Here is a 24,267-nt window from a genome sequence, read left to right on the forward strand (position 1 = left end):
CAGGTCTTGGGTGGGGTGCCACGTCCAGAGCAAGGGGGCCGGCCATGGAACCGCTCAAGTTCGCCGACCGACTGCCGCAGTGTTCACCCGAGGCGACCTCATCCTGAGCGGCGTAGCGCCGCAGAACGACGAACAAGGACGGCCAATCCACCTGGAGTTGTGCCCGATCTGCGACACCGGCGACGCCGACCGCCCGGCGGCCGGCATGTTCGTCCAATGGTTCGCCGACGGAGGCGGCCATTGACGAAAGCCGCGTCCAGGAGGGCGCACATCTGCTGATGGAGTGGGCGAAGGAGTGTATGGCTGTCCACGGCTGGTACTTGCAAGACGCCCCGCCCAACCATCCCTGAACGCCGTCTGACGGCCCTATAGATGCAAGAGGTGTGACCGTACTGGGCCTGTCGGGATGACGGCATGACGAAGGCCCGCACCGATGGGTGGGGGCCTTTGTAGAAGACGGCGGAGCCGGCTACAGAGCGGTCATCACGAATGCGGCAACGGGAGGATGGTGATGTGGGCGGCCTGGTCGACTAGGGCGGCCCCGCCACGCTCTGCGAACCGGGATTGCCGGGCGAAGGCCATCCACCGAACGACGGGCCAGCGGCGGTCGATGACCGCGTGGGTGACGCCGATCCATACCAGGGCGGCGTCAGGTCGCGTTGCTGAACGCGGCTTCCCCGGTGGACCAGTAGCTGTCCCAGGACACCCGCACGAGGTCTCCTCTCGATATGGATCGGTCTGCGCGCGGGGCTTCGGGATCAAAACTGCACTTGGAGCCCGCCACTACAGGTCGGCGTTGAGGCGTACGTGCCGAGTCCACCGCTACCGGCAACCGAAGGCTTGCCTCTATCGCCACGACCGATCTGACCGCCAGCCGATGCATATCCAGCTGCACAGTTGCCGTAAGCCGACGGGCCAGGGTCGTTGCCTCCGGTCGATCCCTCGACACCGCCGCCTACGCCGGCGAACCGACTCCGATCTTGAGGAAGGCCTTCCGCGCGGGTTGGCAGCACGGGTGCGAGAGCTTGCCGCCGGCGCTCAACGCGTCAGATGGATCGGCTGCCGCAGGGGGCGGCTCGCCTGGTGCAGGCTCTTGAGCGCCTGGCCGTAGGAGGCGATGAGCGAGGTCTGGAGGTAGGCCACGCCCAACTCGTCACAGTAGCGGTGGACCAGGAGTTGGGCCTTGCGCAGGTTCGGCGACGGCATGCTGGGAAACAGGTGATGCTCGATCTGGTAGTTCAGTCCTCCGAGGACCACGTCCGTGAACCAGCTTCCGCGCACGTTGCGGGAGGTGAGGACCTGGCGGCGCAGGAAGTCGGGCCGGTCGTTGCCGGTGAACGTGGGCATGCCCTTGTGGTTCGGGGCGAAGATGGCGCCCAAGTAGAGCCCGAACAGGCACTGGTGCACAACGACGAACACCATTGCCTTGCCTGGGGAGAGCATGACGAACAGGGCTCCGAAGTACAGCAGGAAGTGCGCGGCCAGCAGCGTCCCCTCGAGCCTGCGCTGCTTCAGGGACCGGTCCGCCAGGGCACGCACCCCCGCGACGTGCAGGTTGAAGCCCTCCAAGGCCAGCAAGGGGAAGAACAGATAGGCCTGCGCCTTCCCGATCAGGCGGGGCAGGCCGCTGGCCGCTCGGGCCTGCGCCTGACTCCAGACCAGAATGTCGGGGGCGACATCGGGATCGAGCTCCTCGTGGTTGGGGTTCGCGTGGTGGCGCGAGTGCTTGTCCTGCCACCAGCCGTACCCCATACCGATCCCCAGGTTGCCTGCGAGACGACCGATCAGCGCGCTCACCGGAGTCCTTCGGAACACCTGGCGGTGGCCGACGTCGTGCGTGACGAGTGCGATCTGTCCGAAGACCAGAGCGAGGAAAGCGGCGACAGCGAGCGTCCACCAGCTGTCACCGACGGCCACGAAGGCCAGCCAGCCCCCCGCGAAGGCTGAGGCCACCAAGGCCATCCGCACGCCGTAGTAGAAGGGACGGCGCCGCATCAGTCCGGCGTGCTTGATCTCCTTCGACAGCCGGGCGTAGTCACTGCCCCCACGTCGTACCGGTGTGTCCACGGTTGTGCCCGCCCCCAGCGGTGTCTGTGTGCTCATCGGCGGGCCTGTTGTTGCGTCGACGAAGAGCGGAGGGTGACCGGCATGATGCCTCTTTTCCCGCCAGGTGCCTGATCGCTGCGAGCGACGTCAGGCAAGACCGTCACACGAGGATCTGGGGCAGGCGGTAGCGGTGTGATCTGTCACGCAGCCGTGGCGACGTGTCGTAGAGATCGGGCCCGCACAGTCGTGGCGCATTGCTTGTGCGCGCCGTCATCGCGACTGAGTGCGGAGCCAGTACGTCTTCTGGGACTCCAGGAAGAGCAGCCAAGGACTAGGGCATCCTGCATCAGAGTACCCATAGCCGTGTTCACATCACGTAAGGAGCGGCGACGACGAGACCCGCCCTCAGATCACCTGCGATGTTCGCGGTTGCGGCGGCCCTGGCGCATCCAGCTCCCCCGGCGCTGGCGCCGGTAGCGGCGGTCCCAGCGGTCCTGCCGGTCCCGGCGGTCCCGATAGTCGCGGTACTCGGAATTACCGCCTCGGCCCGTGCCCCCAGACCGCCACGGCCGTAGTGGACAACTGCGAAGATCAGCACGGCTGCGGCCACCCACCACATGGCATTGAGGAAGCCGAGGCCGAACAGAGCAACAACAAGGAGGGCGAGTAAGACGATCATGGGGTGGCACCTCCCGGGCGGAATGGATCATCGCTGCCGGGGACAGGGGCCTCGCCTCACAGCGTAGCCCCGGGCAAGGGGGCGCGGATACACCGATGCCGACGGATAGCCCTTCCCACAGGGCCACTTGACCGCTTGACAGCTCAGCGACGAAGCGCGCCCCCTGCTCAGATGCGCAGCAGCCGCTGTGTGATCTCTCGGTACTGCCTCATCGCATGCCGGAGTTCATCCGACTGTGTTTCGGCGTCATGGTCCTGCCACCCGTCGTGGAGAGCGCGCCGTCGTTCCGCGAGAGAGCTCGCGAGATGGGCGGCGGCTTCATCGAAGATGCCCTCAGCCTCTTCCAGCGCCTCGAGCGGGCTGTCGGCGAAGTTGTTGAGGGCCTCCTGGAGTCGCAGGGCGAGCCGGTCCCGTTCGTCCGCCGGAAGCAGCGACTCCGGGCCCAGAGCGCGGCGTTCGGTGGAACCCCGAACCTTGTCCGGCGGCTGCTGAGCACGTGCCTGGTCGTACATCATCGTGTGTCGCTTTCCTGTGCGTCGTGTCGGCGAAGTCGGAACGAGCCCACTGGGCCGATGAGCAACGGGTTGATGAGTTGTGGGCCGACGAGCTGAGGGCCGATCAGGAACCCGGATCGGCGGCGTGCCGTGGGAGCCAGCGTAGAGCTTTCGGGTGCTCCGCGCGCCGTGTCGGTACGCCTTTGCGGGATGGGCCGGCGGGCGGAATCTGCCGGAACAGGGCGGGTCGGAGTTCCCCTTCACGGCCTCGGGCACGGCGTGGGAGAAGGAGCTGGATGCTCCACCGCCGCCTAGCGCGCCTACGAAACTCACCCGCACCGGTCCGAAGCCATGGCCCACCTCGCGATGATCGACCTCATGGCCCGCCGCCTCACCGGCGAAAACACCATCTCCTGGCACAATCCGGCATCAGCGCATCAAAGCCGCATTCAGGGATGAAACAACGGGATGAAACGACCTCTTAAGCGGCAAGTCCAGCAGCTGACTGGAGAACACCGCAAACTCCAGGAACGGCTCGAAGGGGCCCGCTCCAACCTCCGTTTCGCCAACAAACGCATCGCTGATCTTGAAGCAAAAATCCTTGAGCAGGGCCGATGGTGCCCCTCGAACCAGGGCTGCAGATGTGCCTGAGCCTGAAGATTGGCAGCACACCTAGGTCTTGCCGAAAATGGATCGTCATGGCGGACCTACCTCCTAGCGTTCCGCCATGCAGATCGTTGTGACGCTGGACTGTGTCGACATTGAAGCGCAAGCGAACTTCTGGCTCGGCGCGCTCGCCCCGCTGGACTATCGTCGCGGCTTCCACGGACCTCCCTACCTGAGCCTGGTCGGGCCCGCTCCTGCCCCAACCCTTCTCCTGCAGCACGTCCCAGAACCGAAGCAGGGCAAGAACCGCATGCATCTTGACCTCGACTTCGGCACCGCAGACCTGACGTCCGAGGTCAATCGCCTCGAACAGCTGGGCGCTGCGAAGCTCTCTGAACAACTCAGCGAACACGGCTTTCGTTGGATCGTCGTTGCCGACCCGGAGGGCAACGAGTTCTGCGTATTCAATCCCCCGAAAACGCTTCGTCACGGACGTCTACGCGACGCGTAACTCCAGTTCAGAACCAACACGGACACTCCGAGGCTCAGTAAACTCGACTTCCTCAGCGCGCGGCGTACGTCGCTGCCGGACATCGACGTCGATGTAGAGTCCGCCCGCCGCCTGGAGGTCTACGACCGCATCTTCGAACGGTTCGGATCCGAGCGGGTCGCCGTCACGGGCATGCCCGAGACGTACAGGGCCCGGCACGCGCTGCGGGATACCGGTCTCGCGCTCGGGATCGACCCGCAGACCGTCGACATGATCGCCAAGAGCTTCCCGCATACCCGCGCGTGCGACATCCGCTCCGCGCTCGCCGAGCTGCCCGAGCTGCGCCAGCTCGCGGAGCGGCAGGAGGAGTTCGGGGCGTTGTTCAGGTCTTCAGGATTGTTTCCTCGTGGCCGGCTGCCTGTACCGACAGCGTGATGACCACGCCCGGGATGGAGCCGTAGCCCCCGATCTCGCGCTTGAACTTGGACTCGGCGACTTCCTTGTCGGTCCACGACCCGGTCACCGCCGGGCCGTCCGCGCGGAACCGGAGATGGACGATGTGCGTATCGGGCTTCTCCACCCCCCTGCAGCCGCGCACGGCGATCACGAACTGATGGACGCCTCATAGGGCGGTGAGTGTGACCAGGCACCTCGCCTGGAAGCCAGCTTCCGCATCAGCGTGTCCCCGACGTGGGGGCTGCACCATTGGCCCATGCCGTCTGGGCCCGATGCCCGCAGATCGTGACGGCGGCCGGATTCCGGTGAGAGGCAGCTCAGGGACACCGGCGCCCCATCTTCGCGAAGTGGCGGTTGTACCCCTTGGTATCCCACCACTCTTCCAAAAGGCCCCGCACCAGCTCAACCAGTTGGCGAAGACGCTCAGGATCAGGGGCAGACGAGGTGAACACGTCCACAAAGGATCTGTCGCTCCATGGCAGTGTGAACACCCAGCACTCGTCAGCGTGACCCTTGCGCTCGATGATGAGCCGGTAGGTCAAGGTGAGGCTGCGGTTCGGTTGGTGGTCTACCGTCAGGTCGGTGACATTGAACCTGGTCGCGCCATCATCGGAGGTGTATGAGCGGGCCAGGACGCCCTCAGCCGGCGTGTGAGCCACCGTATGCACCTCTCATCTCGTCTGCCAGTAGCCCACGTTAGTCGCTAGCAGCTGGCGGCGGCGCGGGCCGTGCCCCTGTAAGCGGTCCGCAGGTCGTTGCTACCGGCGGGCATTCCGATCTTTGTACGGAAAACCTCGCGGCTTGGGCAGGAAGGGAGTGCACGCGATGGAGGCAGGGCCGACTGGTGGCAGTCAGTGGGACGGGCAGGGTTCGCGGCGTCGCCGGGAGATCGTGGCTGCGGTCCAGCGATTGCTCGGCGAATGGGGCAGCTCCGAGCGGCTGACGATGCGGGCGGTTCCGGCTCTCAGTGAAGACCGTGCCAGTCACCAGCTGAGGTGGCTGGGTAGTTGGGCAGGGCCACGGTGCTGCTGACTTTCTCGCCCAGCTTGAGCATGCCGTTAAGCAACAGGCGCTGGGACAGCAGGGTGTTGCGGAGACGTATGCCGGTGGCGGTGGCGGGGGCGAGGAACTTACCGGTGCGGTCGCCGCCTGCCTGGCAGCCCTCGGCATACTTGCGGAGCCTGCTCTCGTAGCGGGCGAAGGCCGCCAGGTGATCGCCCTGGGCTCGCGCGAGTTCGCCGGCCAGGACGTATGCGGCGACCACCGCGGTTCCCGTGCCCATGCCGCCGATGGTGGCCCCGCAGGCGGCGTCGCCGACGAGGCACACGCGCCCTGTGGACCAGGTGTCCACGTCCGCCCGGCTGATCGAGTCGAAGTACAGGTCGGGGGCCTGGTGCAGCGAGTCGAGCAGGTGTGGCACCTCCCAGCTGAGGCCGGAGAACGCGTTGTCGATCAGACGCTTCTGCTGTTCGAGGTCGTGGCGGTCATACGACAGCTCCGGTGCGGCGAAGACGAAGAATGCCCCTGCCCGTGCCGGATCCCGGTGGTCGGTTCCGACGGAGGCCAACCGCCCCGGCACGTTGTATCCGATCGACCCCCTTCCTGCTCCCAGGTCGTTGCGCAGTTGCCAGGTGGCGGCGTAGTAGCCGAGGTGGCTCACGTAATCCTCCTCCGGTCCGAAGGTGAGCCGACGGACGTTGGAGTGCAGCCCGTCCGCGCCGATGACCAGGTCGAAGTCGCGCGAGATTCCGCTTCGGAAGTCGGCCCGCACGCTGGAGGAGGTCTCGGTGAGGCTGACGATCGAGTCGCCGAAGACGTACTCGGTGTAGGGCGCGCTGTGCCCGTAGAGCACTCGGGCCAGGTCTCCGCGGAGCACCTCTATCTCACCGCCGGCGAACTCGGCCGGCAGGTCCAGACGTGTGCGGCCGCGTTCATCAACGAAGCGCATCGGGCTGCCGCCGGTCTGGACGCGGCGCAGTACGGGAAGCAGGCCCATGCGTTCCAGCACGGTCAGGTGCGTTTCACCGCGGAAGTCGACGGCCTGACCGCCCTGGCGCAGGGCCGGGGCCAGCTCGACGACGGTGGGCTGGAAGCCGTGGCGTCCCAGCCAGTAGGCCAGCGCCGGGCCGGCAATGCTCGCGCCGGAGATGAGGACGTTCCTGTTCACGGGATCCCTCCGCTCGAAAAACTGTGTCCAATGGACACTGATATTTACTGTGTACTCTAGACACAGTTGATTCGGCAAGGCAGGGCAGGAGGGCGGCCATGGGTGGCAAGCACGCCGAGGTGGTGCGGCTGCTGTGGGGGCCGCACCCCAAGCCCGCGCGAGGCCCCAGGCCGACACTCGACCTGGACCGCATCGCGCGGGCCGGGATCGAGATCGCCGACTCGGAGGGGTTGGCCGATGTGTCCATGCAGCGGGTCGCCGCGCAACTGGGCGTGACCAAGATGGCGCTGTACCGGTACGTGCCTGGCAAAGCCGAGCTGGTCGCTCTGATGGTGGACACCGCGATCGGCCCCTACCCGGCGGCGAAGGCTCCGCGCGGTGGCTGGCGTGAGCAGCTGGAGGAATGGGCCCGCCAGTTGCTCACTGTCTTTCGTCAGCACTCCTGGGCACTGGACGCCACCGTCGGGCCGCGGATCATGGGGCCTGGAGAGCTGTCCTGGCTGGAGCGTGCCGTGTCCGCCCTGGACGGCACCGGTTTGAGCGGTGCCGAGCGAATGGACGCGGCTGTCCTGCTGGTCGGTCACGTACGCGGCATCAGCCAGCAGGCCCGTGCGGCAGGCCCCGCAGGCAACCCCGAAGCCCAACTGGGCGCCATCCTCGGCGATCTGATGCAGTCTCACGGCGAGCGATTCCCCGCGCTCACTGCGGCCTTCGCTTCAGCCGCCCAGTCCGACGGGCAAGATCAGGCATGGGATTTCGGCCTGCAGCGGATCCTGGACGGTTTGGCCACATTCATCGACCAACGCGCACGTTGACCGCGGCTTGGATCACAGCCGTCTGGCTTCCTTGCTGAGCACCGCACAGTGACGGCCCCGGTGTCCTGGCTCAGACACCAGCCGCAAAGTAGCGGGGTGATCACGCGCTCGCCGCCGTAGCGGCCTGCTCGCCGTGTTCGCGCAGCATCCGCATGACGGTGGCGGGCGAGGGGTGCTGGCCTTTCTTCGTGCCGGTGGTGATGACGAGCTGCTTGGCGATGTCGCGCAAGCTCATCTCCTGGTCGCGTAGATGAAGGGCCATGGACAGCATGGACTCGTCGGTGACGCCTGCGCCGCCGATGGTCTTGCCGCGCCTGCGGACGGACTCGTGGCCTTCGAGGGTGCGGTCGCGGATGTACTCGCGCTCCTCCCGGACATGGCCGCGAGTACGGTGAACACGATGCCGGACGGGTCATACGAGCCCTTCAACTCTCCGGTGAGGAACTCCAGCCCGACATCGCTCGCCTTCAGTTCCTCGGCGAGCATGGCGAGTTCGATGCCGCGGCCGAGCTGCTTGTGCTCATGGACGACGAGGGTCACGGCGGCGCCGGAGGAGCGGATCTCCCCGGCGAGCTTCACGACGGCCTCCAGCTCGGGCCATTTCGTGGCACGGGTGGAGATCTTCTCCGAGAAGACCCGCGCCACCCCGGCCTCGGCGAGTGAGTCGAGCTGTGCGTCGAGGGACTGCCGGGCGGTCGAGGCGCGGGCATGGCCAAGGCCGACGTGCCCGACCGGTTCGGCGCCGGCGCTCACCGGCCGCGGCAGCTCGGCCCACACCAACCCGACTTGTGCACGGCGGGGGTCGGCACGCTGAGGGCCTTGGCGAGTTGGGGCACGAGGCGGAAGCGGGCGGTGTGGTACTGGCGGGGCACCCTTGCCCTTGCCGGTGCGGCAGGGCGAGCCCGCGGGGGCGGCACAGGTCGACAACGGGCAGGCATGCGCTTCCACGCGCTTGAAGTCGTCACTCACAACCCCGGTTTGTTCCATGAGGGTGTTGCTGACCGCACTGCCGATCAACCGTCATTGGCCCGGCGGATGCAAAGTGCACCGATGCGGGCGGCGTCACTTGGCTGTGGTTTCACGGCCGGCGTCGCGGGCCGCGGCCAGGGCTTTGGTATGCAGCTCGGCGGCGAGGTCCCGCAGATGTTCCATGCCGGGGGAGGTCGCGGCGAGGGTGAGCTCGCGTTCGATGACAACGAGGTCGGCCTGCCACACGTCGGCGAGGATGCGCTTGAGGTAGGGGGTGGAGTGGTCCCAGCCTTCGCGCGGAGTGCCGGGGGCGTAGCCGCCGCCTCGCACGGTCGCCAGGAAGGTTGGCTTGTCCTTGAGTACCGGACTTCCCAGGGGCGACCCGGCGATGATCAGGTCCACCCAGGTCTTGAAGTGCTGGGAGACACCGAAGTTGTACAGCGGCACGGCCAGCACCACCGCCTCGGCGGCCTCGAGTTCCGCGGTGAGCGCCCCCGCGAGGGTGAGCGCGTCGCGCTGGGCGGGAGTGCGGTCCAGCTCGGGCGTCAGATTGCCGGTGTGGGCGTACGCCCAGGCATCGGCGGGCAGCGGATCGGTGCCCAGGTGGCGGCGTACCACCGGCACGTCCGGGTGAACTGCGGTCCACTCCGATTCCACGAGGTCGGCGAGTTCGGCGCTGGCGGATGTACCGGGAAGGATACTGGCGTCGAGTCGGAACAAGTTCATAACGTCTCCATGGTGTGGGTAGTCGCGCGATCCAGTGGTTCGTGTCCCTCGACGCGGTTTGAGGTGCGCGGTCTCTCATCGATCGGGGGTTGTCGGTGGCGCCTCGCACCGCGCTGGCGCGGCGCGGGGCATTCAGGCAGATGACCGCAGCATTCAGCGCCCTCTGCGCGTGTAGGCGCGCAGTGACAACGGGACGAAGATCACCAGGAGCGCAGCCGACCAGAGCAGGACGGTGGTCACCGGATGCGCCAGTGACCAGGCCACGTTTCCGGCCGGAGCGCCCGGATTGCCAAACAGCTCCCGTGCGGCGACGGTGAGCGCGCTCACCGGGTTCCAGTCGGCCAAAAAGCGCAGCCAGCCCGGCATGCCGTCGGTCGGGACGAAGGCGTTCGACAGCATCGTGAACGGCAGGCCCAGCGGGACCATCGCGTCGGCGACCTGGTCGTTCTTCACCGCAAGGCCCACATAAACGCCCACCCAGCTCAGCGCGTACCGCAGCACGATCATCAGCAGGAACGCCTGGAGGGTGGGGAGCAGGCCGCGGTGCGGCTGCCAGCCCACGAGCAGGCCCGTGCTCACCATCACGGCCAGCATCATCAGGCCGGTCAGCAGGTCAGCGCCGGTCTGCCCGAACGGTACCGCCAAGCGCGCCATCGGCATGGAGCGGAACCGGTCCATCACACCGCGGGAGGCGTCGGCGGCCATCCGCGTCATGACCCCCAGCCACGCGGAGAAGGTCACCATGGCGAACAGGCCGGGCATGAGGTACTCGCGGTAGTCGCCGCCGCCCGGCACCTGTATCGCGCTGCCGAAGACGTACCCGAACAGCACGACCATGACGGCCGGGAAGATCAGCGCCGCGACGATTTCGCCGGGAGCCTGCCGCAGTCGGCCCAGCTCACGGCCGACCAGGGTCAGCCCGTCGGTGAACGTCCACCGCAGGCGGTTGCCCAGCGGCGGGGCGAGGTCGCTCATCAGACCAGCTCCTTTTCATCGGTTTGGTCGGTCTGGTCGGTGAGGCGCAGGAACACTTCGTCGAGGGTGGGGCGGCGCAGCTGCACGTCGGCCGCGGCGACACCGGCTCGTTCGAGCTCACGCACGATCTCCGTGAACCGGAAGCTGCGGCCAGGCAGCGCGACGCTGAGCCGGTCGGCGCCCGTCACGAGGGGATCGGCCCCGGCTAGTGCTTTCAGCGCGGCCGCCGCCGGATCGAGGGTGGCAGGGTCTTCGAGTTCGACATCCAGGCGATCGCCGATCGTGGTCTTCAGCTCGTCGGGAGAGCCCGTGGCGATCACCCGTCCGTGGTCGACGACCGCGATGTCGTCGGCCAGCTGGTCGGCCTCGTCCAGGTACTGCGTGGTGAGCAGCACCGTGGTGCCGTCCGCCACCAGCTCGCGGATGCTGTCCCAGATCTCGCCGCGGCTGCGCGGATCCAGGCCGGTGGTCGGCTCGTCCAGAAAGAGCACCTCGGGGCGCAGGATGAGGCTGGTGATCAGGTCGAGGCGGCGGCGCATGCCGCCGGAGTAGCCCGCGACCGGCCGATCGGCAGCGTCCATCAGAGCGAAGCGCTCCAGCAGCTCGTCGGCCCGTCGGCGCGCGTCGCGCCGGGACAGATGGGACAGGCGCGCGAACATGCGCAGGTTGCCGCGGCCGGTGAGCTTCTCGTCAACGGCCGCATGCTGGCCCGCGAGCCCGATCCTGGCACGCACCTTGCCGGCCTCGCGCACGACGTCGTATCCGGCGATACGGGCATGCCCGGCATCAGGATCGGACAAGGTCGCCAGGATGCGCACCGCGGTCGTCTTGCCCGCGCCGTTCGGCCCCAGCACGCCACAGACCGTTCCTCTCGGGACGCTCAGGTCCAGACCCCGCAGGGCGCGGGTGTCGCCGAAGGATTTGTGCAGCCCTTCTGCGACCACGATCGGGTCAGGCATAACGCCTCCACTGGGTACCTTGTACGCGGTCTCGACCGACACGCTAAGCGACTGGGTACTATGTACGCAACCAAGGAGGTGGAACGGTGACTGACGCCGAGTACGTGAACATCTGGATGCGGCCCGAGCGCGCGACCTACGGGCCGACGCCGGTCTACAGCCGAGCGAAGATCACCGAGGCCGCCGTCCGGATCGCCGACGCCGAAGGGCTGGAGGCCGCCACCATGCGGCGGATCGCCGCCGAGATCGGCGCCGGCGTGATGTCGCTCTACCGGTACGTCCCGAGCCGCGAGAACCTGGTCGAGCTCATGGCCGACCAGGTGATGGGCGAGATCGACGTCACGGACATGCCCTCGGGCGACTGGCGCGCCGACCTGACCCGCTACGCCGACGGACTGCGGACCATGTGGATGAGGCACCCGTGGATCGCCACCGTGCAGCGCTCCCTCCCCAGCTTCGGCCCCAACCAACTGCTCCTGGTCGAACGGCTGATGGGGGTGCTCGACGCCTTCGTCCCCATCGACGAGAACCTCGACCTCGTGGCCCTGCTGAACAGCTACGCCGAGGGCACCGTCCGCGAGGAAATCAGCACGGCCAGGGAAGTCCAACGCAGCGGACTCAGCGAGTCGGAATGGATGGCGCGGAGCTACCCGTACATCGACCGGCTGGTGAAGAGCGGGGAGTACCCGATCTTCACCAAGATCGTGATGGAGGCGCGCCAGCCGCATCTGAGCCGCGAAGCCCAGTTCCGGCATGGGCTTCAGCGCGTCCTCGACTGCATCGCCGCGGCCCTCCCATCAACGGCCGAGTCTCCGACGTCGGCGCACCGAGAGGGGCGGGAAGACCAGGACGGGCCAGGGCAGGCTCGTCGTCGGCCATCCGAGAGAACATCAAGAGCCAGATAGACGCACAGCCGTGCCTTAAATGCCACGGCTGTACCGATGTTCCCCGCGGCCGTAGTACGCCACCGCGGTTCTGCATCCGACGTCCTCGTCCACGACTTCACGTCGTTTTTGTTGTGAGGAGCGCCGAGGCAGGCTGCTTGAGGTACTGGAGGGTGGGCCAGCGCCCATTCGGCCGGTCCCGGCCACCGGGGCAGGTCCCGGCCACCGGCGACGTACAGACGGCTCTGCGGTGGGTGGGCAGTCTGGGCGGCGTCGAGGGCTTGGCGGTCAAACCGAACCTCCCCTATGTCGCGGGCCGTTCTCGGGCTGGCTGAAGTGCCGGCGCACGCATACCAGCGAGGCCGCCGTGCTCGGTGTCAGCGGCCGGACCCCGGCCACTCAGTGCCTGGTGCTCGGCCTGCCCCGGGGCGATGGCCGGATGCGGGCAGTGGGCGTGAGCCTGCCGCAAACGCAGGCGGTCCGCCGCGAGCTGGCGCCCTTGCTGCAGCCCATCGGCTAGGACCTGGCCGAACTCCCCGGAACGGTGGGCGGACTGCCCGGCGCCGCCCCGGTCAGCTACCTGCCGGTCAGCGCGAGCGTGGTGGTGGAAATCGAGGCCGACCAGGAACGACCGGATGAGTATGGCCGATTCCGTCATCGGCCCCGCGTACTGCGCTTGCGCGGCGACATGACGGCCAGCGACCTTCCGTCCGCACGGTGAGGCAGCGGTCAGCGGATGGTCGCATGACTCATGATCCAGGTTCTGCGGTGCACCCGGCGGACGAGCGCCCGCGGCGCGCGGCGGCGTGGGCAGTGCACGGGTGTGGCCGTGCAGGGCCGCTGCACAGGTGCGCAACTGGTCGTTATCTGCTGTGAGTTGGTGGAGAGCGTAGACGAGATGTTCGACGTCCTGGCCCAGCTGGGCGAGTTTCCCGGCGTCCCGGGCCCGTAGTTCCTTGAGTTTGCCCGCTGATCCCGCCGCCCCTGGCCCAGCGCCTGGCCTTCCGCGCCACCCGCCTGGCGCGACCTGGCCGCCACCCACCACTACACCCGCCTGACCACGTACGGCTGGTTAGAACTCCCCACCCGCTTGGACAAGTTTGCTCTGGGCAGCCCGGAGCGGGTGAAGAACAGCAGGGAGATCATGGAGATCCCTGAGGCGTATGACCTGACAGGCAGTTACCGTGCCGCGGCCGAGCTGGCTGGGTGCGATCACCACACGGTGGCCCGATACGTGTAGATGCGGGCTGCCGGTCAGCACCCCGATCAGAGGCGTCATCGAGCTCGCGCGATCGACGACTATTTGCCGAAGATCGAGGAACTCGTGGTGCGTTCGCAGGGCAAGATCCGTGCGGACGTGGTTCACAAGCGGATCGTCGCGATGGGCTTCACAGGCGGGGAACGCACCACCCGCCGCACCGTCGCGGAAGCAAAAACCCAGTTCAGAGCCGGACGGCGGCGGGTCTATCGACCGTGGGTGACCGAGCCGGGCCTCTGGCTTCAGTACGACTTCGGCGACGGGCCAACGATCCAGGGACGCAAGACAGTTCTGTGGAGGCCGTCTGTGGAGGCCGCCTTCCTAGCGCTTGGCCCTGGCGCCGCGTCCTGGCTGGTGGAAGCCGGATCGGCGGACGTCCGCCGGATCATGGCGAAGATGAACGACAGGATTGCACAACGGCCCCGCTACCCGAGAACGCGGGAAATGTGTCTGTCAGACCCACCGATCCACTTGTCCGTGCAGGTCAGCGTCCCTGAGGGGCACCTCTCCCGCATGCCCGCACGCCGGGATACCCGGTCCCGAGGTGCACTCAGCGGTCCACGCGCTTCTCGTGCGGTCCTGTGTCCGGGACCTCGCCTATTTCCGCCGCCGCAGGATCGAGTACGCGCGCCAGGAAAATTCGGGTCCGTTCGTGCTGCGGGTCGCCCACCACACGTTCGGGCGTGCCCTCCTCGACGATCACTCCGTCGTCCATGAAGACCACCCGGTCGGCGACCTCGCGCGCGAAGCTCATCTCATGGGTGACGACCAGCATCGTCATCCCCTCCTGGGCGAGCGAGCGCATCACCGCGAGTACGTCCCCGACCAGTTCGGGGTCGAGCGCGGAGGTCGGCTCGTCGAAGAGCATCAGCTCGGGGTCCATGGACAGCGCCCTGGCGATCGCGACCCGCTGCTGCTGGCCGCCGGAGAGCTGCGCCGGATAGGACTGCTCCTTGTCGACGAGGCCCACCCGCGCGAGGTTGGCCCGCGCGATGCGCTCCGCCTCCTCCTTGCTCCGCCGCAGCACGCGGCGCTGCGCGATGGTCAGGTTCTCCAGTGCCGTGAGGTGCGGGAAGAGGTTGAAGGACTGGAAGACCATGCCGATCCGACGGCGTACGCGATCGATGTCCACATCGGGGTCGGTGACCTCCGTGCCGGCCACCGTCACCGTGCCCGACGTGGGCTCTTCCAGGAGATTGACGCAGCGCAGCAGGGTCGATTTGCCGGAGCCCGAAGGGCCGATGACACAGACCACGTCACCGCGCCCGACCGTCAAGTCGATGCCCTTGAGCACCTCCAGATCGCCGAACGACTTGCGCAGCTCGCGCACCTCGATCGCCTGGCCCGAAGGTGCGGGCGCGTCGGGTGCCTTGTCCAACTTCATGGTGCTCACCTGGCTTTCGCCGTATGGGCCTCGAGCCGCCGCACCAGATGGCCGAGCGGGAGGGTGATGACGAGATACAGCAGTCCGGCGATCAGGATCGGGGTCAGGCTCTTGTGCTCGTTCAGCGCGTCCCGGCCGAAGTTGGCCAGCTCGAACTGGCCGAGCGAGAGGCCGAGCAGATACACCAGTGAGGAGTCCTTGGTGAGCAGGATCAGCTCGTTGGTCAGCGGCGGCAGCACGATCCGGAACGCCTGCGGCATCACGATCGACACCATCGCACGCCCCGGTGACATGCCCAGCGAACGGGCCGCCTCCGTCTGCCCCTTGGGCACCGCCAAAATGCCCGCGCGGATCGTCTCGGCCATATAGGCGGCGCCCACCAGGCCCAGAGACAGCATCACCGTGATGTCCATGTCGAGCGCGACCTCGAAGGCCAGCGGCACACCGAAGCCGAGCGCGATGAACACCAGCAGGGAGGGAACGCCGCGGAAGAACTCGATATAGGCGATCGCGATCCAGCGGTACGGAGGCACCGGGGACAGCCGCATCAGTGCCAGCACGATGCCGAGCCCCAGGCCGAAGCCGAAGCCGAGCAGCGTGTAGTAGGCGGTGTTGACCAGCGCGGTGGTGATCACCTCGGGGAACAGCGCCTTGGCGATCTCCACGTCGAAGAACGCCTGGCGCAGTGTCCCCCAGTCGGCCACCAGCGCGAACACGGCTATGGCGATGAGCAGCACGGCGTACTGGACGCCGCGGAACAGCCGTGCCCGCCGCCGTCGGGACATGGACATACGTGCAGAACTCCTCTGGTCAGCCGTTTGAATGCTCGAGGTCAGCTCTGCGGAGTGGTGCCGAACCACTTCTTGTAGATCTTGTCGTAACTGCCGTCGGTCCGGGCCTCCTTGAGGACCTCGTTGACCTTCGTGCGCAGTGAGTCGTTGCCCGTGCGGAAGCCGATTCCGTACTTCTCACCGGTGTCGAACTCCGCGGTCACCTCGGTGTCCGGGTTGTCCTTGATGTATTCGAAGAGCACGCCGTTGTCGTTGATGCCCGCGTCGACTTTGCCGGCCTTGACCGCCGTGAGCAGCAAGCCGACGTCCTCGTACTCCACGAGCTCCATGTCGAGGCCCTTGCTCTCCTTCTTGGCGTAGATGCCGCCGGTGGTGGCCTTCTGGTAGCCGAGCTTCTTTCCCTTGAGGTCCTCGAAGGTCTTGTAGGGCTTCCCCTTCTTGGTGATCAGCGCCTGGGTGGCGTTGAAGTAGGGGTCCGAGAAGTCCATGACCTTGTCGCGCTCGTCGGTGATCGTCATGCCTGCGGCGGCCAGGTCACACTTGCGGATGTTGAAGTCCTGGCCGGTTTCGATGCCCTCGAAGGGTGTGTTGACGATCTCCTGCTCGACCCCCAGTTCCTTGGCGACCAGGTCGACCAGATCCACGTCGAAGCCGACGATCTTGCCGTCCTTCTTCGACTGGAACGGCGGATAGGGCAGATGCGTGCAGGTCTTGATCTTGCCGGACGAGACGAGCTTGATCCCCGAGGCGCCCTTGTCGCCGTCGCTGTCGGCCTTGGTGCTGGTGCAGCCCGTCATCAGCAGGCCGGCGACTGCGGTCAGGGCTATGGCAGCCACCGGGGAACGAACGGACTTCGGGGGACGAGCGGACACAGGACCTCCAGGGCAGGCTCGAACCAGGGCGCGAGCGAGATCAACAGCGCTGTGTGCTGCGCAAGTTGCGGTGCATCCTGCCACCGACCAGGGCTCTTGTCCCGCCCTCGGGATTGCGTATGGGTAACACACTCGATCTCCACGACATCAACTCCCCTCTGCCATCATGGCCTTACTCTGCGTCAGCTTCCGAATCGGCGGCGAGGGGCAGCCGGAGACGCAGAGAGGTTATGTCCCCGTAGCGCCCGGCACCACGAGCCCCGACTCGTACGCGACGACCACCGCCTGCGTGGGGTCACGCAGGCCCCGGATCTGCCCGCACCCGGAGCTCCGGGGCTGCGGCTCGTGGCCCGTGTGCGAAGCCCTCCGATCCGGCACGCGCGACGTCTGAGGCATCCGGGTGACGCCGTGCGTGTGCCATTGGTGCCCGTGAGGTGCAGGCGCCAGGCTGGTGGAGCCCGGCTGTCCCTGCCCGCCACCGGCTGTACGTGCCAGAGTCACCCGCTTTGCTGCAGTGCATCGGCGCACGAGCGACCAACTCCGACCCCTGAGGAAGGCGCCATACATGCCCACGATTGTGCTCTCCGGGGCAACCGGCTTCCTGGGAGCCCATCTGATGGCCCGGATGCTGTCCGCGGGCGTCGCCGTCCTCGCCCTGACGCGCGGCACCCCGGCCTTTGCCGGTCGCCGCCTGGTACGGGCCCTGCACTTCGCCGGCCTGCCGGCAGCAGGGCACTTCCTGCAGACCGGCCAGCTACGCGTCGTGCCGGCAGACCTGCACCGACAGCAGCTGGGCGCCGAACCGCCCGTGTTCCAGCAGCTGGCTGACGAGGCCGACGAAATCTGGCACAGCGCCGCCTGCACAGACCTGCAAGCGCCTTGGGAGGTGGTCAGTCAGGTCAACGTGGACGGCACGCGCAGGATGCTGCACCTGGCGGCCGCCGGGCGCCGTCGACCGCGTTTTGTCCACATCAGCACGGCCTTTGTCGCAGGCGGGCGCCCCACCGGTATGATCGGTGCGGACGCCTTGGATGCCTCGCACGGCTTTCTGACCCCGTATGAGGAGTCCAAGTACCACGCCGAGCAGTTGGTACGGGCCTGGGCCGCCGAGGGCCGCCGCGCCCTGGTGCTGCGCCCCAGCACCCTGCTGAGCGACCGGCCCCCCGGCCTGCGCGGCCCCCGCCACCCGCACGCCGCCCTCCGGCTGAAGCTGAACCGGCTGGCCGCCCACGGTCCTCACGCTCTGGCCCAGCGCTTCGGCCTCGCACCGGACGCCGAAGGCAATGTGCAGATCCGGCTGCCCGGCCGCCCCGACAGCCTGATCAACCTGACACCCGTGGAATACGCCGCCGATGCCATGATCCGTCTGGCCCGGGCCGACAGCGCGCCGGGCACCACGACACACCACGTGGTGCACCCGGCCGACACCCCTCTCGCCCACTGGCTCGGCGCCATGGCCGCCAATGCCCCCTGGGTGCGCACCCGGATCGTCGGCCACCTGCCGGATCCCACCAGCCTGGAAACCTTCGTGGCGTCCCTGCTGCCCGGCTCCGACCGCTACAGCTACCACCGTCGTCACTACGAGCGCACTGCCCTGGACCTGGCCGAACAGCGCGACGGCGCCGCCGCCCCGCCCGCCCTGGATGCCACCTACCTCAAGGCGGCCCTGAGCAGCCCCGCGCGCCCCACGACGCCGCTGCATTCAGGCATCTGAAGCCGGACGCACGCGCCGCGGCGCGTCTGCCACCACGAAGGAGAACACCATGGCATCCCAGCCGCTGGAGGACCGCATCGTCACCATGCTGCGCGAACACTTCGAGATCGAGGAGGATCTGGTGCGCCCCGAAGCCACCTTCGCAGAGCTGGACATGGACTCCCTGGCGATGGCCGAGATGCTGGCCATCCTCGAGGACGAGGAAGGCGTACCCATGCCTGCCAGCATCCCCGGCATCGGCGCACAGACCACCCTCGCCGAGGGCGCACCCATCCTCGCCCAACTCCTCGCCGACGCCCGCGCGCTGCACGCCGCCCAGGCGACGGCATCCATCGGAGCGCAACCGGGCTCCGAGCAGGACGGCGCACGACCGCTGATCCCCTCGACGGACACACCGCGGTGAGCGCCGCCGTAGCCGTCACCGGCCTGGGCCTGGTCACCCCGGCCGGTATCGGCACCAAAGGCTCCTGGGAACGCCTGCTCAGCGCGACACCCACCGCAGCCACCGATCCCGAACTCCAGGGCTTGCCCGTGGACTTCTCCTGCCGCGTGCCGCAGCAGCTACTCGCCGACTCGCTCGGCCGGGGTCTGCGGTGGCGCACCGACCGGTTCATCCAGTTCGCCGTGATCGCCGCACGCGAGGCCGTCGCCGACGCGGGCCTGTACCCCGCCGAATGGGACAGCACCCGAGTCGGCGTGGTCATCGGCGTCGGCGGCAGCGCCCTGGAGCACATGCCCGAATACGCCAAAGTCGCCCAGGGACGGTACGGAGCGGTCACCCCCAGCCTCGTCGCCCGCAGCCAGCCCGGCATGGCCGCCGGAGAGGTCGGCCTCGACCTCGGCGCTCAGGGCCCGACCATGTGCACCAGCACCGTCTGCGCCTCGGGAACCGCCGCCCTGGGCGCGGCGAAAATGCTGTTGGACTCCGGCAGCTGCGACATCGTCATCGCCGGTGGTACCGACTCGGCACGCTGCCAGCTGGGGGCGATCGCCTTCTGGCGGATGGGCGCGCTCTCCGGCCGCTGCGACGACCCAGCCAGGGCCTCCCGCCCCTTCGACGCCGATCGCGACGGCTTCGTCCTGGCCGAAGGCGCCGGCGTCCTTGTCCTGGAGCGCACCGAACACGCCCGGGCCCGCAACGCCCCCCTCTACGCCGAACTGGCCGGCCAGGGCCTGTCCAGCGATGCCTACCACTGCGTCGCCCCGCACCCGGAGGGAGAGGGCGCCACACGCGCCATGCATGCCGCCCTCAACGATGCCGGACTCCGCGCCGCCGACATCGACCACGTCAACGCCCACGGCACCTCCACCTCCCTCAACGACCTGGCCGAGGCCCGCGCGCTACGCCGCGTCTTCGGCACACCGCCGCCGGTCACCGCCAACAAGAGCGTGTTCGGGCACTCCATCGGCGGTGGCGGCGCGATCGAGGCCGTCTGCAGCGTGCTGTCCCTGCACCACGGCATCATCCCCCCGACCGCCAACCTCGACCGTCCCGACCCTGACATCGACCTCGACATCGTCACCAAGAAGCCCCGCACCGCAGCCCTTTCTGCCGTGCTGTCGAACTCCGTCGGCTTCGGCGGACACAACGCCGCCATCATCTTGCGCAAGCCCTGAGCGCGAGCCCTCTCCTCCACACACTCAGGCGCCAAGCCCTCTCCCCCGGACGGCCCGGCCTCCTCTTGGCTTCACCCGCGGCCGGGCCACACACCCGCTCGTGGTGCACGGCCCGTCACTCGTCAGCGCCCGGCGCAAGCGGTGCCGAAAGACGGGTTCAGCAGCCCCACTACATTGGTGTTCCCGCCACACAGGTGAACCGGTACGTTGACCGGCACGGACAGAATCCCGCCGGAGTACACGCCGGGCGAACCGGCAGTTGCCACTCCCGCCCCGGCACCAGCCGCTGCCGCCCCAGCCCCAGACAGCACTCCCGTGACCGCCATACAGACAGCAGCAGCAAATGCGTGAGCACGCATGGATCCTCCACGATGTCGATGAGCTCGCCCGTTTCGCACTGCCAACGACGAAGCGCACGCACCGGCAATCGCCCAAAGGGAGCATCGTGGCATCCCCGTGAGCTTGTCGTTTAACCTCATCTCCTTGAAGGGGTGGGGATGGAGCAGATGGTCGTCGAGTCCATCAGGTACTCGGCTGGGTGCCAGGACTGTGGTGCGGAGTTGGAGTGCTGGGGTGTCCAAGCCCTGGTAAGTGGCTCTTTGCGCTGGGACACGGAGTCCAGGTGTCCAGCCTGCGGGTTTGCGCTGGCTTCGTGCGGTGATGACCTTCCAGCCGCACTACGGAGCCAGCTGCTCGCCCAGTGTGGACCAGCGCACCTTCAGGTAGTTCCCTCGGCAAGGAACGCTGCGATCATGCGCGTTCTACGGGCAGAACTCGGTATTGGTCTGGCCGACGTCAAGTCCGTGCTGAGCGAGGTCGTGGCGGGAACCCACTCAGGCACGATGCCCGAGATGGAGTTTCTGGCTCGCAAGCTGCGCGCGTCTGGGATCGATGCAGTTGCCGCTCGGCCGGAGAGGCCTTGACCCGGCTGCTCAACTGACTCTCCGTGGTTCGGCGCCCGTCTTGTGGTGGGCGGGCCGACGGTAGGGCTAGCCGGTGACGAGTTCGAGACCGAACCGATGTCGTGGCGTGTGGGCGGCCGTTGGTTCTTCGAGCCGGGCGGCCGCCCGGGGCCTGGGCTGGAGGGTTTGGGACCGGGGTCGTGCCAAGAGATGGTGTTCTCGCCGGTGAGACGGCGGGCCATGAGGTCGGTCATGGCGAGGTGGATCATGGCTTCAGAGCGGTGCGAGTGGGTCTCGTAGTCGCGCGCCAGGCGGCGGTGCAGCATGAGCCAGCCGTAGGTCCGCTGCACGGCCCAGCGTTTTGGATCGGGGTGAACCCCCTGCTCCCGGGAGTGCGTTGAGCGATCTCGAGGTCGATGCCGAGAATGGCGGCGCGGTCGATGAAGTGCTTGCGGTAGCCGCCGTCGACCCACACCTTGCGCAGGCCGAGGCGGTTGGCGGCGGCTGTGTGGACGCTCACGTAATTCCCCAGCTGCTGACGTGAGCCGACGGTGAGGCGGTCGGTGTCAGTCCCACCAGAGCACGACGAGAAGCTGCCGTTGGGATGCGGCATGGTAGAACTCGCGCAGGGCGTTGAAGTGCCCCAGCACGTACTTCTTCGGGCCACCGACGATCTTGTCTGCGCCGTTGCCGATCAAGGCGGCGGCCTCGGCTTCGTCTGTCGGCAGGACGGCCAGCACGAGCCCCAAAGTGCCGGTGATCAAGTGCCGCTTGCGTCCTTGATCTTCTTGCCCGCGTCGACGCCCTGGCTGGTCTCGGCGACGTTGGTCGAGGTCTTCACGCTTTGCGCATCGATCACGGCCACCGTCGGCTGCGGGTTGCGGCCTTGGGCTTGCCGGGTCTTGTCCCGGAGCAGGTCGTGGACCTGTTGAGTGGTGCCGTCGGCTTCCCACTTGGCGTAGTCCCAGAACACCAACTGCCTAGATCAGATGCCTTCTTATGCCACACAGAGGGACGCCACCTTCGTATTTCGAACCAACGACAGAAGGGCATGCTCACTACAATTCCGGTTGGCAGACACCAGGAGGCTCTGTGGCAACTGGCAAACCGCGTCTTCGCGGCGTGCGGGCTGTGACGCAGGTGTTGAGGCGGCGGACCGCGTTACGGTACTTGGCCGTCGGCGTGGGGGCATCGCTCCTTGGCGCATGCGGCAAGGAGCAGGACGGTGACAAGAGTCCCGCTTCCGCGACCGGGACAGGCACCGGCCCTGTCGGGCGGGCAGTCAGCGCCTTCCTCAAGGGATCATGGGAGGTCGTCTCTCCCGACATCTGGGACAACACACCTATCCACGTCGAAGTTGGGGATGGCACCTGGAGCATCACTCCGTCCGACCGTGAGTGGGAAAACGACGCCTCATGGGTCGGCCAATGGGCTCTCCGCAGGGGCAGGATCGCCATTGAAGGACCCGCTTCACCGTATACGCCGAACAAAATGCTCCAGGTGGCCGCCGACGACGTTCCTGGACAGGTCGCAGAGGCAGGATCGATGCGGTTATGGCTTGGCGAGGTCGAAGGACTCCAGGTCAGTTTCGGCGCCGCGATGGCCAAGCTCAACGGCCTCAAGACCAGCCGCGCCGACGGCCGGCCACAGCTGGTCGACCTCGGCATCCCCGCCTTCACCCAGGCAGACCTCTGCGGTCCGGATGCAGCCAGCGCCCACGCAGTGCTCCACTTGGGCCGAGTGGGAGCAACTCCTCGACGAGAGGTCGAGGAACCACTGGACGAAGCCTCACAGGTCGGTGGCGAACAGGCGTCGGAAGTCGTACGCGGTAAAGGCCAGGTCGGCGAACCGCGGGGCGTACTGACCGATCCGGTTGCAGACCTGCCGCAGCAACCGCATCACGGCGCTTTCGGTCAGCGAGCCGAAGGAGGAGTTGTGGCGCCACTGGAACAGGAGCGGTCACCACAGACAAGATCCTGGCTGAAGCCGATGGCGTTCAGCTCCAGCTGGGATCCCGACCAGTAGAGATTCCCGACCCGCTGGGATCATTGCTCCTCGAACTCGCCCGTAGCCGACAGGCTTTCGCTGTCCTGGGACACCACGGCCAAGGCCCGTGGCTCTTCCCAGGCGGCCGCGCCGGACAAGCCATGACCGCAAGCCACCTGACCGTACGGCTCAACAGGCTCGGCATCCGTGCTCGCGCCAGCCGCAACACAGCCCTGCTGGACCTTGCAGCTCAGATCCCGGCGTCGGTATTGAGCGAGGTTCTGGGCCTCTCAATCACCTGCGCGGTGGCCTGGTCCCACGACGCCGGCAACACGAGACTCGGCTACGCGGCAGACATAGCACGCAGGGGGTGCAAATGATCCCGCCCCGTTGAACAGTCTCGATGGCGAAACGGGTTGAATGTCTGAGTGCCACTGGGCCAAGGCCGCGGGGCGCCGCGCTCCTGGCCCAGTGGGGCGGGGACGTTAAGCCGCGCAGCGTTCCGTGTTCCCGACGGGCAACCAGGCGAGGAAGTCCTTGGCCTACTGCTCCTGGGTAGTCACAACCGACCGGTACGCGCGATCACCTGGCCGGCGAAGTCAAGCATTTGCTCAAGGTCGGGGAACAGTGCGAAGGCGTCCACGAACGCCTCGTCCGCACCGGACTCGGCCAAGCGCTTGAGCTTGTCGGCCAGCGAACCAACGGACGTGCCCGGTTCGAGGTTGATACGGATGGCCTTCTTCAGCGCGTCGGGATCGCGGCCGGCCCCCTGCGCCGCCTGGCGCGCGAGCAACCACAATTGGTCGGCGACCTCGTCCGGGAGGAAATCGATCCCGAGCCAGCCGGTGGCGCTGCGGCCGACCCGGCGCATCGCGGCCTCGCTGGTGCCGCCAATCCAGATGGGCGGCCCGCCTGCTTGCACCGGTCGCAGGTCGGCGTGGACCGGCGGCAGCGAGAAGAACTCGCTTTCCCAGGAAACCGGGTTGGCCGTCCACCACTCGTGCAGGAACGCCACGAGGTCATCGAGCATCCGCCCGCGCCGGTGCCAGTCTGCGCTGCGGGAGATGTCGTGCTCGTCCTTCATCCACCCGAGTCCCACGCCGACTTCGAGACGTCCTTCGCTGAGCACGTCGAGTGTGGTCAGCATCCGGGCCAGGTGCGGTGGCTCCCAGTAGAAGGTGCTGAGCGTGCTTGCATTCAGCCGCACCCGGCTGGTCGCCGTCGCGGCGACGGTCCACAGCAGCACCGGGTCGAGGTATCGCTTCATCTGCGGCGGGTACGGCTGCTCTCTGCCCGGATAGGTGCTGTGCATCTCGACCGGCTGTACCAGGCGATCGCCGACCCACAGCGTGTCGTAGCCAAGGTCCTCGATTCCGCGGCAGAACGCGCTCAGGCCAGCGGCGCTGCTGATAGCGGGCCCGATGATGGGAAGTGTGAAACCAAGCTTCATGCCGAGTCCTTTCGGTGTTCCGTCAAC

The 24,267-nt window shown here is 67.4% G+C and carries 26 protein-coding genes and 4 pseudogenes; 11 read left to right on the top strand and 19 right to left on the bottom strand.

What is annotated here, in order from left to right:
- The first annotated feature begins 79 nt into the window (after positions 1 to 79).
- On the top strand, positions 80 to 244 hold the full coding sequence (locus tag E5671_RS47295; protein WP_336605645.1) for a DUF6300 family protein: 165 nt from the start codon (positions 80 to 82) through the stop codon (positions 242 to 244).
- Positions 245 to 1,038: 794 nt separating this feature from the next.
- Here the strand turns inward: E5671_RS47295 and E5671_RS02895 are convergent.
- From E5671_RS02895 to E5671_RS02905, 3 genes are all read right to left on the bottom strand, one after another.
- Positions 1,039 to 2,103 carry a fatty acid desaturase family protein gene (locus tag E5671_RS02895; protein WP_160502298.1) on the bottom strand — a complete coding sequence of 355 codons (1,065 nt, stop codon included), beginning with the start codon at positions 2,101 to 2,103 and terminating at the stop codon, positions 1,039 to 1,041.
- A 310-nt stretch (positions 2,104 to 2,413) separates the two neighbouring features.
- A complete protein-coding gene (locus tag E5671_RS02900) occupies positions 2,414 to 2,725 on the bottom strand; it encodes a hypothetical protein (RefSeq protein WP_336605646.1) in 312 nt (103 codons plus the stop codon).
- A gap of 167 nt (positions 2,726 to 2,892) precedes the next feature.
- Positions 2,893 to 3,237 (bottom strand): hypothetical protein, encoded by a 345-nt coding sequence (locus E5671_RS02905; protein ID WP_202121517.1) that lies wholly within the window; start codon positions 3,235 to 3,237, stop codon positions 2,893 to 2,895.
- A gap of 275 nt (positions 3,238 to 3,512) precedes the next feature.
- Here E5671_RS02905 and E5671_RS45940 point away from each other — a divergent pair.
- The 3 genes and pseudogenes from E5671_RS45940 to E5671_RS02915 form a co-directional block, all read left to right on the top strand.
- A pseudogene (locus E5671_RS45940) lies at positions 3,513 to 3,678 on the top strand (IS5 family transposase); the annotation flags it as partial.
- A gap of 268 nt (positions 3,679 to 3,946) precedes the next feature.
- Positions 3,947 to 4,336, top strand: a complete 390-nt coding sequence (locus E5671_RS02910; protein ID WP_160502300.1) for a VOC family protein — start codon at positions 3,947 to 3,949, stop codon at positions 4,334 to 4,336.
- 48 nt (positions 4,337 to 4,384) lie between these two features.
- Positions 4,385 to 4,726, top strand: a pseudogene (locus E5671_RS02915) (DNA polymerase III subunit alpha); the annotation flags it as partial.
- Here the strand turns inward: E5671_RS02915 and E5671_RS02920 are convergent.
- The 3 genes from E5671_RS02920 to E5671_RS02935 all read right to left on the bottom strand — a co-directional run bounded on the left by E5671_RS02920 (position 4,698) and on the right by E5671_RS02935 (position 6,938).
- The gene (locus E5671_RS02920; protein ID WP_160502301.1) at positions 4,698 to 4,922 is read right to left on the bottom strand and encodes a hypothetical protein; all 225 of its coding nucleotides are present in this window, start codon (positions 4,920 to 4,922) and stop codon (positions 4,698 to 4,700) included. The pseudogene E5671_RS02915 and the gene E5671_RS02920 overlap by 29 nt on opposite strands.
- A 166-nt stretch (positions 4,923 to 5,088) precedes the next feature.
- Entirely contained in the window at positions 5,089 to 5,430 is a 342-nt protein-coding gene (locus tag E5671_RS02925; RefSeq protein WP_160502302.1) for a hypothetical protein, read from the bottom strand.
- Between the two features lie 305 nt (positions 5,431 to 5,735).
- Positions 5,736 to 6,938 (bottom strand): FAD-dependent monooxygenase, encoded by a 1,203-nt coding sequence (locus E5671_RS02935; RefSeq protein ID WP_160502303.1) that lies wholly within the window; start codon positions 6,936 to 6,938, stop codon positions 5,736 to 5,738.
- A gap of 98 nt (positions 6,939 to 7,036) precedes the next feature.
- Between E5671_RS02935 and E5671_RS02940 the strand changes: the two genes are divergently transcribed.
- Positions 7,037 to 7,753, top strand: coding sequence for a TetR/AcrR family transcriptional regulator (locus E5671_RS02940; RefSeq protein WP_160502304.1), 717 nt, complete (start codon positions 7,037 to 7,039; stop codon positions 7,751 to 7,753).
- Positions 7,754 to 7,853: 100 nt separating this feature from the next.
- On the opposite strand, the gene E5671_RS46885 is transcribed toward E5671_RS02940, so the two are convergent.
- From E5671_RS46885 to E5671_RS02960, 5 genes are all read right to left on the bottom strand, one after another.
- The gene (locus E5671_RS46885; RefSeq protein WP_272902811.1) at positions 7,854 to 7,982 is read right to left on the bottom strand and encodes a hypothetical protein; all 129 of its coding nucleotides are present in this window, start codon (positions 7,980 to 7,982) and stop codon (positions 7,854 to 7,856) included.
- 2 nt (positions 7,983 to 7,984) lie between these two features.
- Positions 7,985 to 8,506, bottom strand: a complete 522-nt coding sequence (locus E5671_RS02945; protein WP_336605647.1) for a recombinase family protein — start codon at positions 8,504 to 8,506, stop codon at positions 7,985 to 7,987.
- Positions 8,507 to 8,815: 309 nt separating this feature from the next.
- Positions 8,816 to 9,448, bottom strand: coding sequence for an FMN-dependent NADH-azoreductase (locus E5671_RS02950; RefSeq protein WP_160502305.1), 633 nt, complete (start codon positions 9,446 to 9,448; stop codon positions 8,816 to 8,818).
- A 153-nt stretch (positions 9,449 to 9,601) separates the two neighbouring features.
- Complete coding sequence (locus tag E5671_RS02955; RefSeq protein ID WP_160502306.1) at positions 9,602 to 10,423, bottom strand: ABC transporter permease; 822 nt, start codon at positions 10,421 to 10,423, stop codon at positions 9,602 to 9,604.
- Positions 10,423 to 11,382 (bottom strand): ATP-binding cassette domain-containing protein, encoded by a 960-nt coding sequence (locus E5671_RS02960; protein ID WP_160509949.1) that lies wholly within the window; start codon positions 11,380 to 11,382, stop codon positions 10,423 to 10,425. The genes E5671_RS02955 and E5671_RS02960 overlap by 1 nt, the downstream gene beginning before the upstream one ends.
- Before the next feature lie 86 nt (positions 11,383 to 11,468).
- Between E5671_RS02960 and E5671_RS02965 the strand changes: the two genes are divergently transcribed.
- On the top strand, positions 11,469 to 12,287 hold the full coding sequence (locus E5671_RS02965; protein ID WP_160502307.1) for a TetR/AcrR family transcriptional regulator C-terminal domain-containing protein: 819 nt from the start codon (positions 11,469 to 11,471) through the stop codon (positions 12,285 to 12,287).
- A 1,102-nt stretch (positions 12,288 to 13,389) separates the two neighbouring features.
- A pseudogene (locus E5671_RS02970) lies at positions 13,390 to 13,821 on the top strand (IS21 family transposase); the annotation flags it as partial.
- Between the two features lie 253 nt (positions 13,822 to 14,074).
- On the opposite strand, the gene E5671_RS02975 reads toward E5671_RS02970, so the two are convergent.
- From E5671_RS02975 to E5671_RS02985, 3 genes are read right to left on the bottom strand one after another with little or no spacing between them, the layout of a single operon-like run.
- On the bottom strand, positions 14,075 to 14,908 hold the full coding sequence (locus E5671_RS02975; RefSeq protein WP_160502308.1) for an amino acid ABC transporter ATP-binding protein: 834 nt from the start codon (positions 14,906 to 14,908) through the stop codon (positions 14,075 to 14,077).
- A 5-nt stretch (positions 14,909 to 14,913) separates the two neighbouring features.
- A complete protein-coding gene (locus tag E5671_RS02980; RefSeq protein WP_160502309.1) occupies positions 14,914 to 15,699 on the bottom strand; it encodes an amino acid ABC transporter permease in 786 nt (261 codons plus the stop codon).
- A gap of 41 nt (positions 15,700 to 15,740) precedes the next feature.
- Positions 15,741 to 16,496 carry an ABC transporter substrate-binding protein gene (locus E5671_RS02985; protein ID WP_160509950.1) on the bottom strand — a complete coding sequence of 252 codons (756 nt, stop codon included), beginning with the start codon at positions 16,494 to 16,496 and terminating at the stop codon, positions 15,741 to 15,743.
- A 640-nt stretch (positions 16,497 to 17,136) separates the two neighbouring features.
- Here E5671_RS02985 and E5671_RS02990 point away from each other — a divergent pair.
- From E5671_RS02990 to E5671_RS03000, 3 genes are read left to right on the top strand one after another with little or no spacing between them, the layout of a single operon-like run.
- Positions 17,137 to 18,285 (top strand): SDR family oxidoreductase, encoded by a 1,149-nt coding sequence (locus tag E5671_RS02990; RefSeq protein WP_160502310.1) that lies wholly within the window; start codon positions 17,137 to 17,139, stop codon positions 18,283 to 18,285.
- A gap of 49 nt (positions 18,286 to 18,334) precedes the next feature.
- Positions 18,335 to 18,688 carry an acyl carrier protein gene (locus E5671_RS02995; protein ID WP_160502311.1) on the top strand — a complete coding sequence of 118 codons (354 nt, stop codon included), beginning with the start codon at positions 18,335 to 18,337 and terminating at the stop codon, positions 18,686 to 18,688.
- A complete protein-coding gene (locus E5671_RS03000) occupies positions 18,685 to 19,902 on the top strand; it encodes a beta-ketoacyl-ACP synthase II (protein ID WP_160502312.1) in 1,218 nt (405 codons plus the stop codon). Before E5671_RS02995 ends, E5671_RS03000 begins: the two co-directional genes overlap by 4 nt.
- A gap of 122 nt (positions 19,903 to 20,024) precedes the next feature.
- Here the strand turns inward: E5671_RS03000 and E5671_RS47300 are convergent, their stop codons facing one another.
- From E5671_RS47300 to E5671_RS03015, 4 genes and pseudogenes are all read right to left on the bottom strand, one after another.
- The gene (locus E5671_RS47300) at positions 20,025 to 20,381 is read right to left on the bottom strand and encodes a chaplin (RefSeq protein WP_336606032.1); all 357 of its coding nucleotides are present in this window, start codon (positions 20,379 to 20,381) and stop codon (positions 20,025 to 20,027) included.
- Between the two features lie 608 nt (positions 20,382 to 20,989).
- Positions 20,990 to 21,306 (bottom strand): annotated as a pseudogene (locus tag E5671_RS03010) (transposase); the annotation flags it as partial.
- 64 nt (positions 21,307 to 21,370) lie between these two features.
- Positions 21,371 to 21,568, bottom strand: a complete 198-nt coding sequence (locus E5671_RS45240; RefSeq protein WP_202120995.1) for a hypothetical protein — start codon at positions 21,566 to 21,568, stop codon at positions 21,371 to 21,373.
- Positions 21,565 to 21,780, bottom strand: a complete 216-nt coding sequence (locus tag E5671_RS03015) for a hypothetical protein (protein WP_202120996.1) — start codon at positions 21,778 to 21,780, stop codon at positions 21,565 to 21,567. The genes E5671_RS45240 and E5671_RS03015 overlap by 4 nt, the downstream gene beginning before the upstream one ends.
- A gap of 524 nt (positions 21,781 to 22,304) precedes the next feature.
- On the opposite strand from E5671_RS03015, the gene E5671_RS45245 reads away from it, so the two are divergent.
- Positions 22,305 to 22,829: a hypothetical protein gene (locus tag E5671_RS45245; RefSeq protein WP_202120997.1), complete on the top strand. Its 525-nt coding sequence runs from the start codon at positions 22,305 to 22,307 to the stop codon at positions 22,827 to 22,829.
- Between the two features lie 520 nt (positions 22,830 to 23,349).
- Here E5671_RS45245 and E5671_RS03025 read toward each other — a convergent pair.
- A complete protein-coding gene (locus E5671_RS03025; protein WP_160502314.1) occupies positions 23,350 to 24,240 on the bottom strand; it encodes a TIGR03619 family F420-dependent LLM class oxidoreductase in 891 nt (296 codons plus the stop codon).
- Positions 24,241 to 24,267 lie beyond the last annotated feature (27 nt).

Source organism: Streptomyces sp. BA2, assembly GCF_009769735.1.
Classification (GTDB): domain Bacteria; phylum Actinomycetota; class Actinomycetes; order Streptomycetales; family Streptomycetaceae; genus Streptomyces.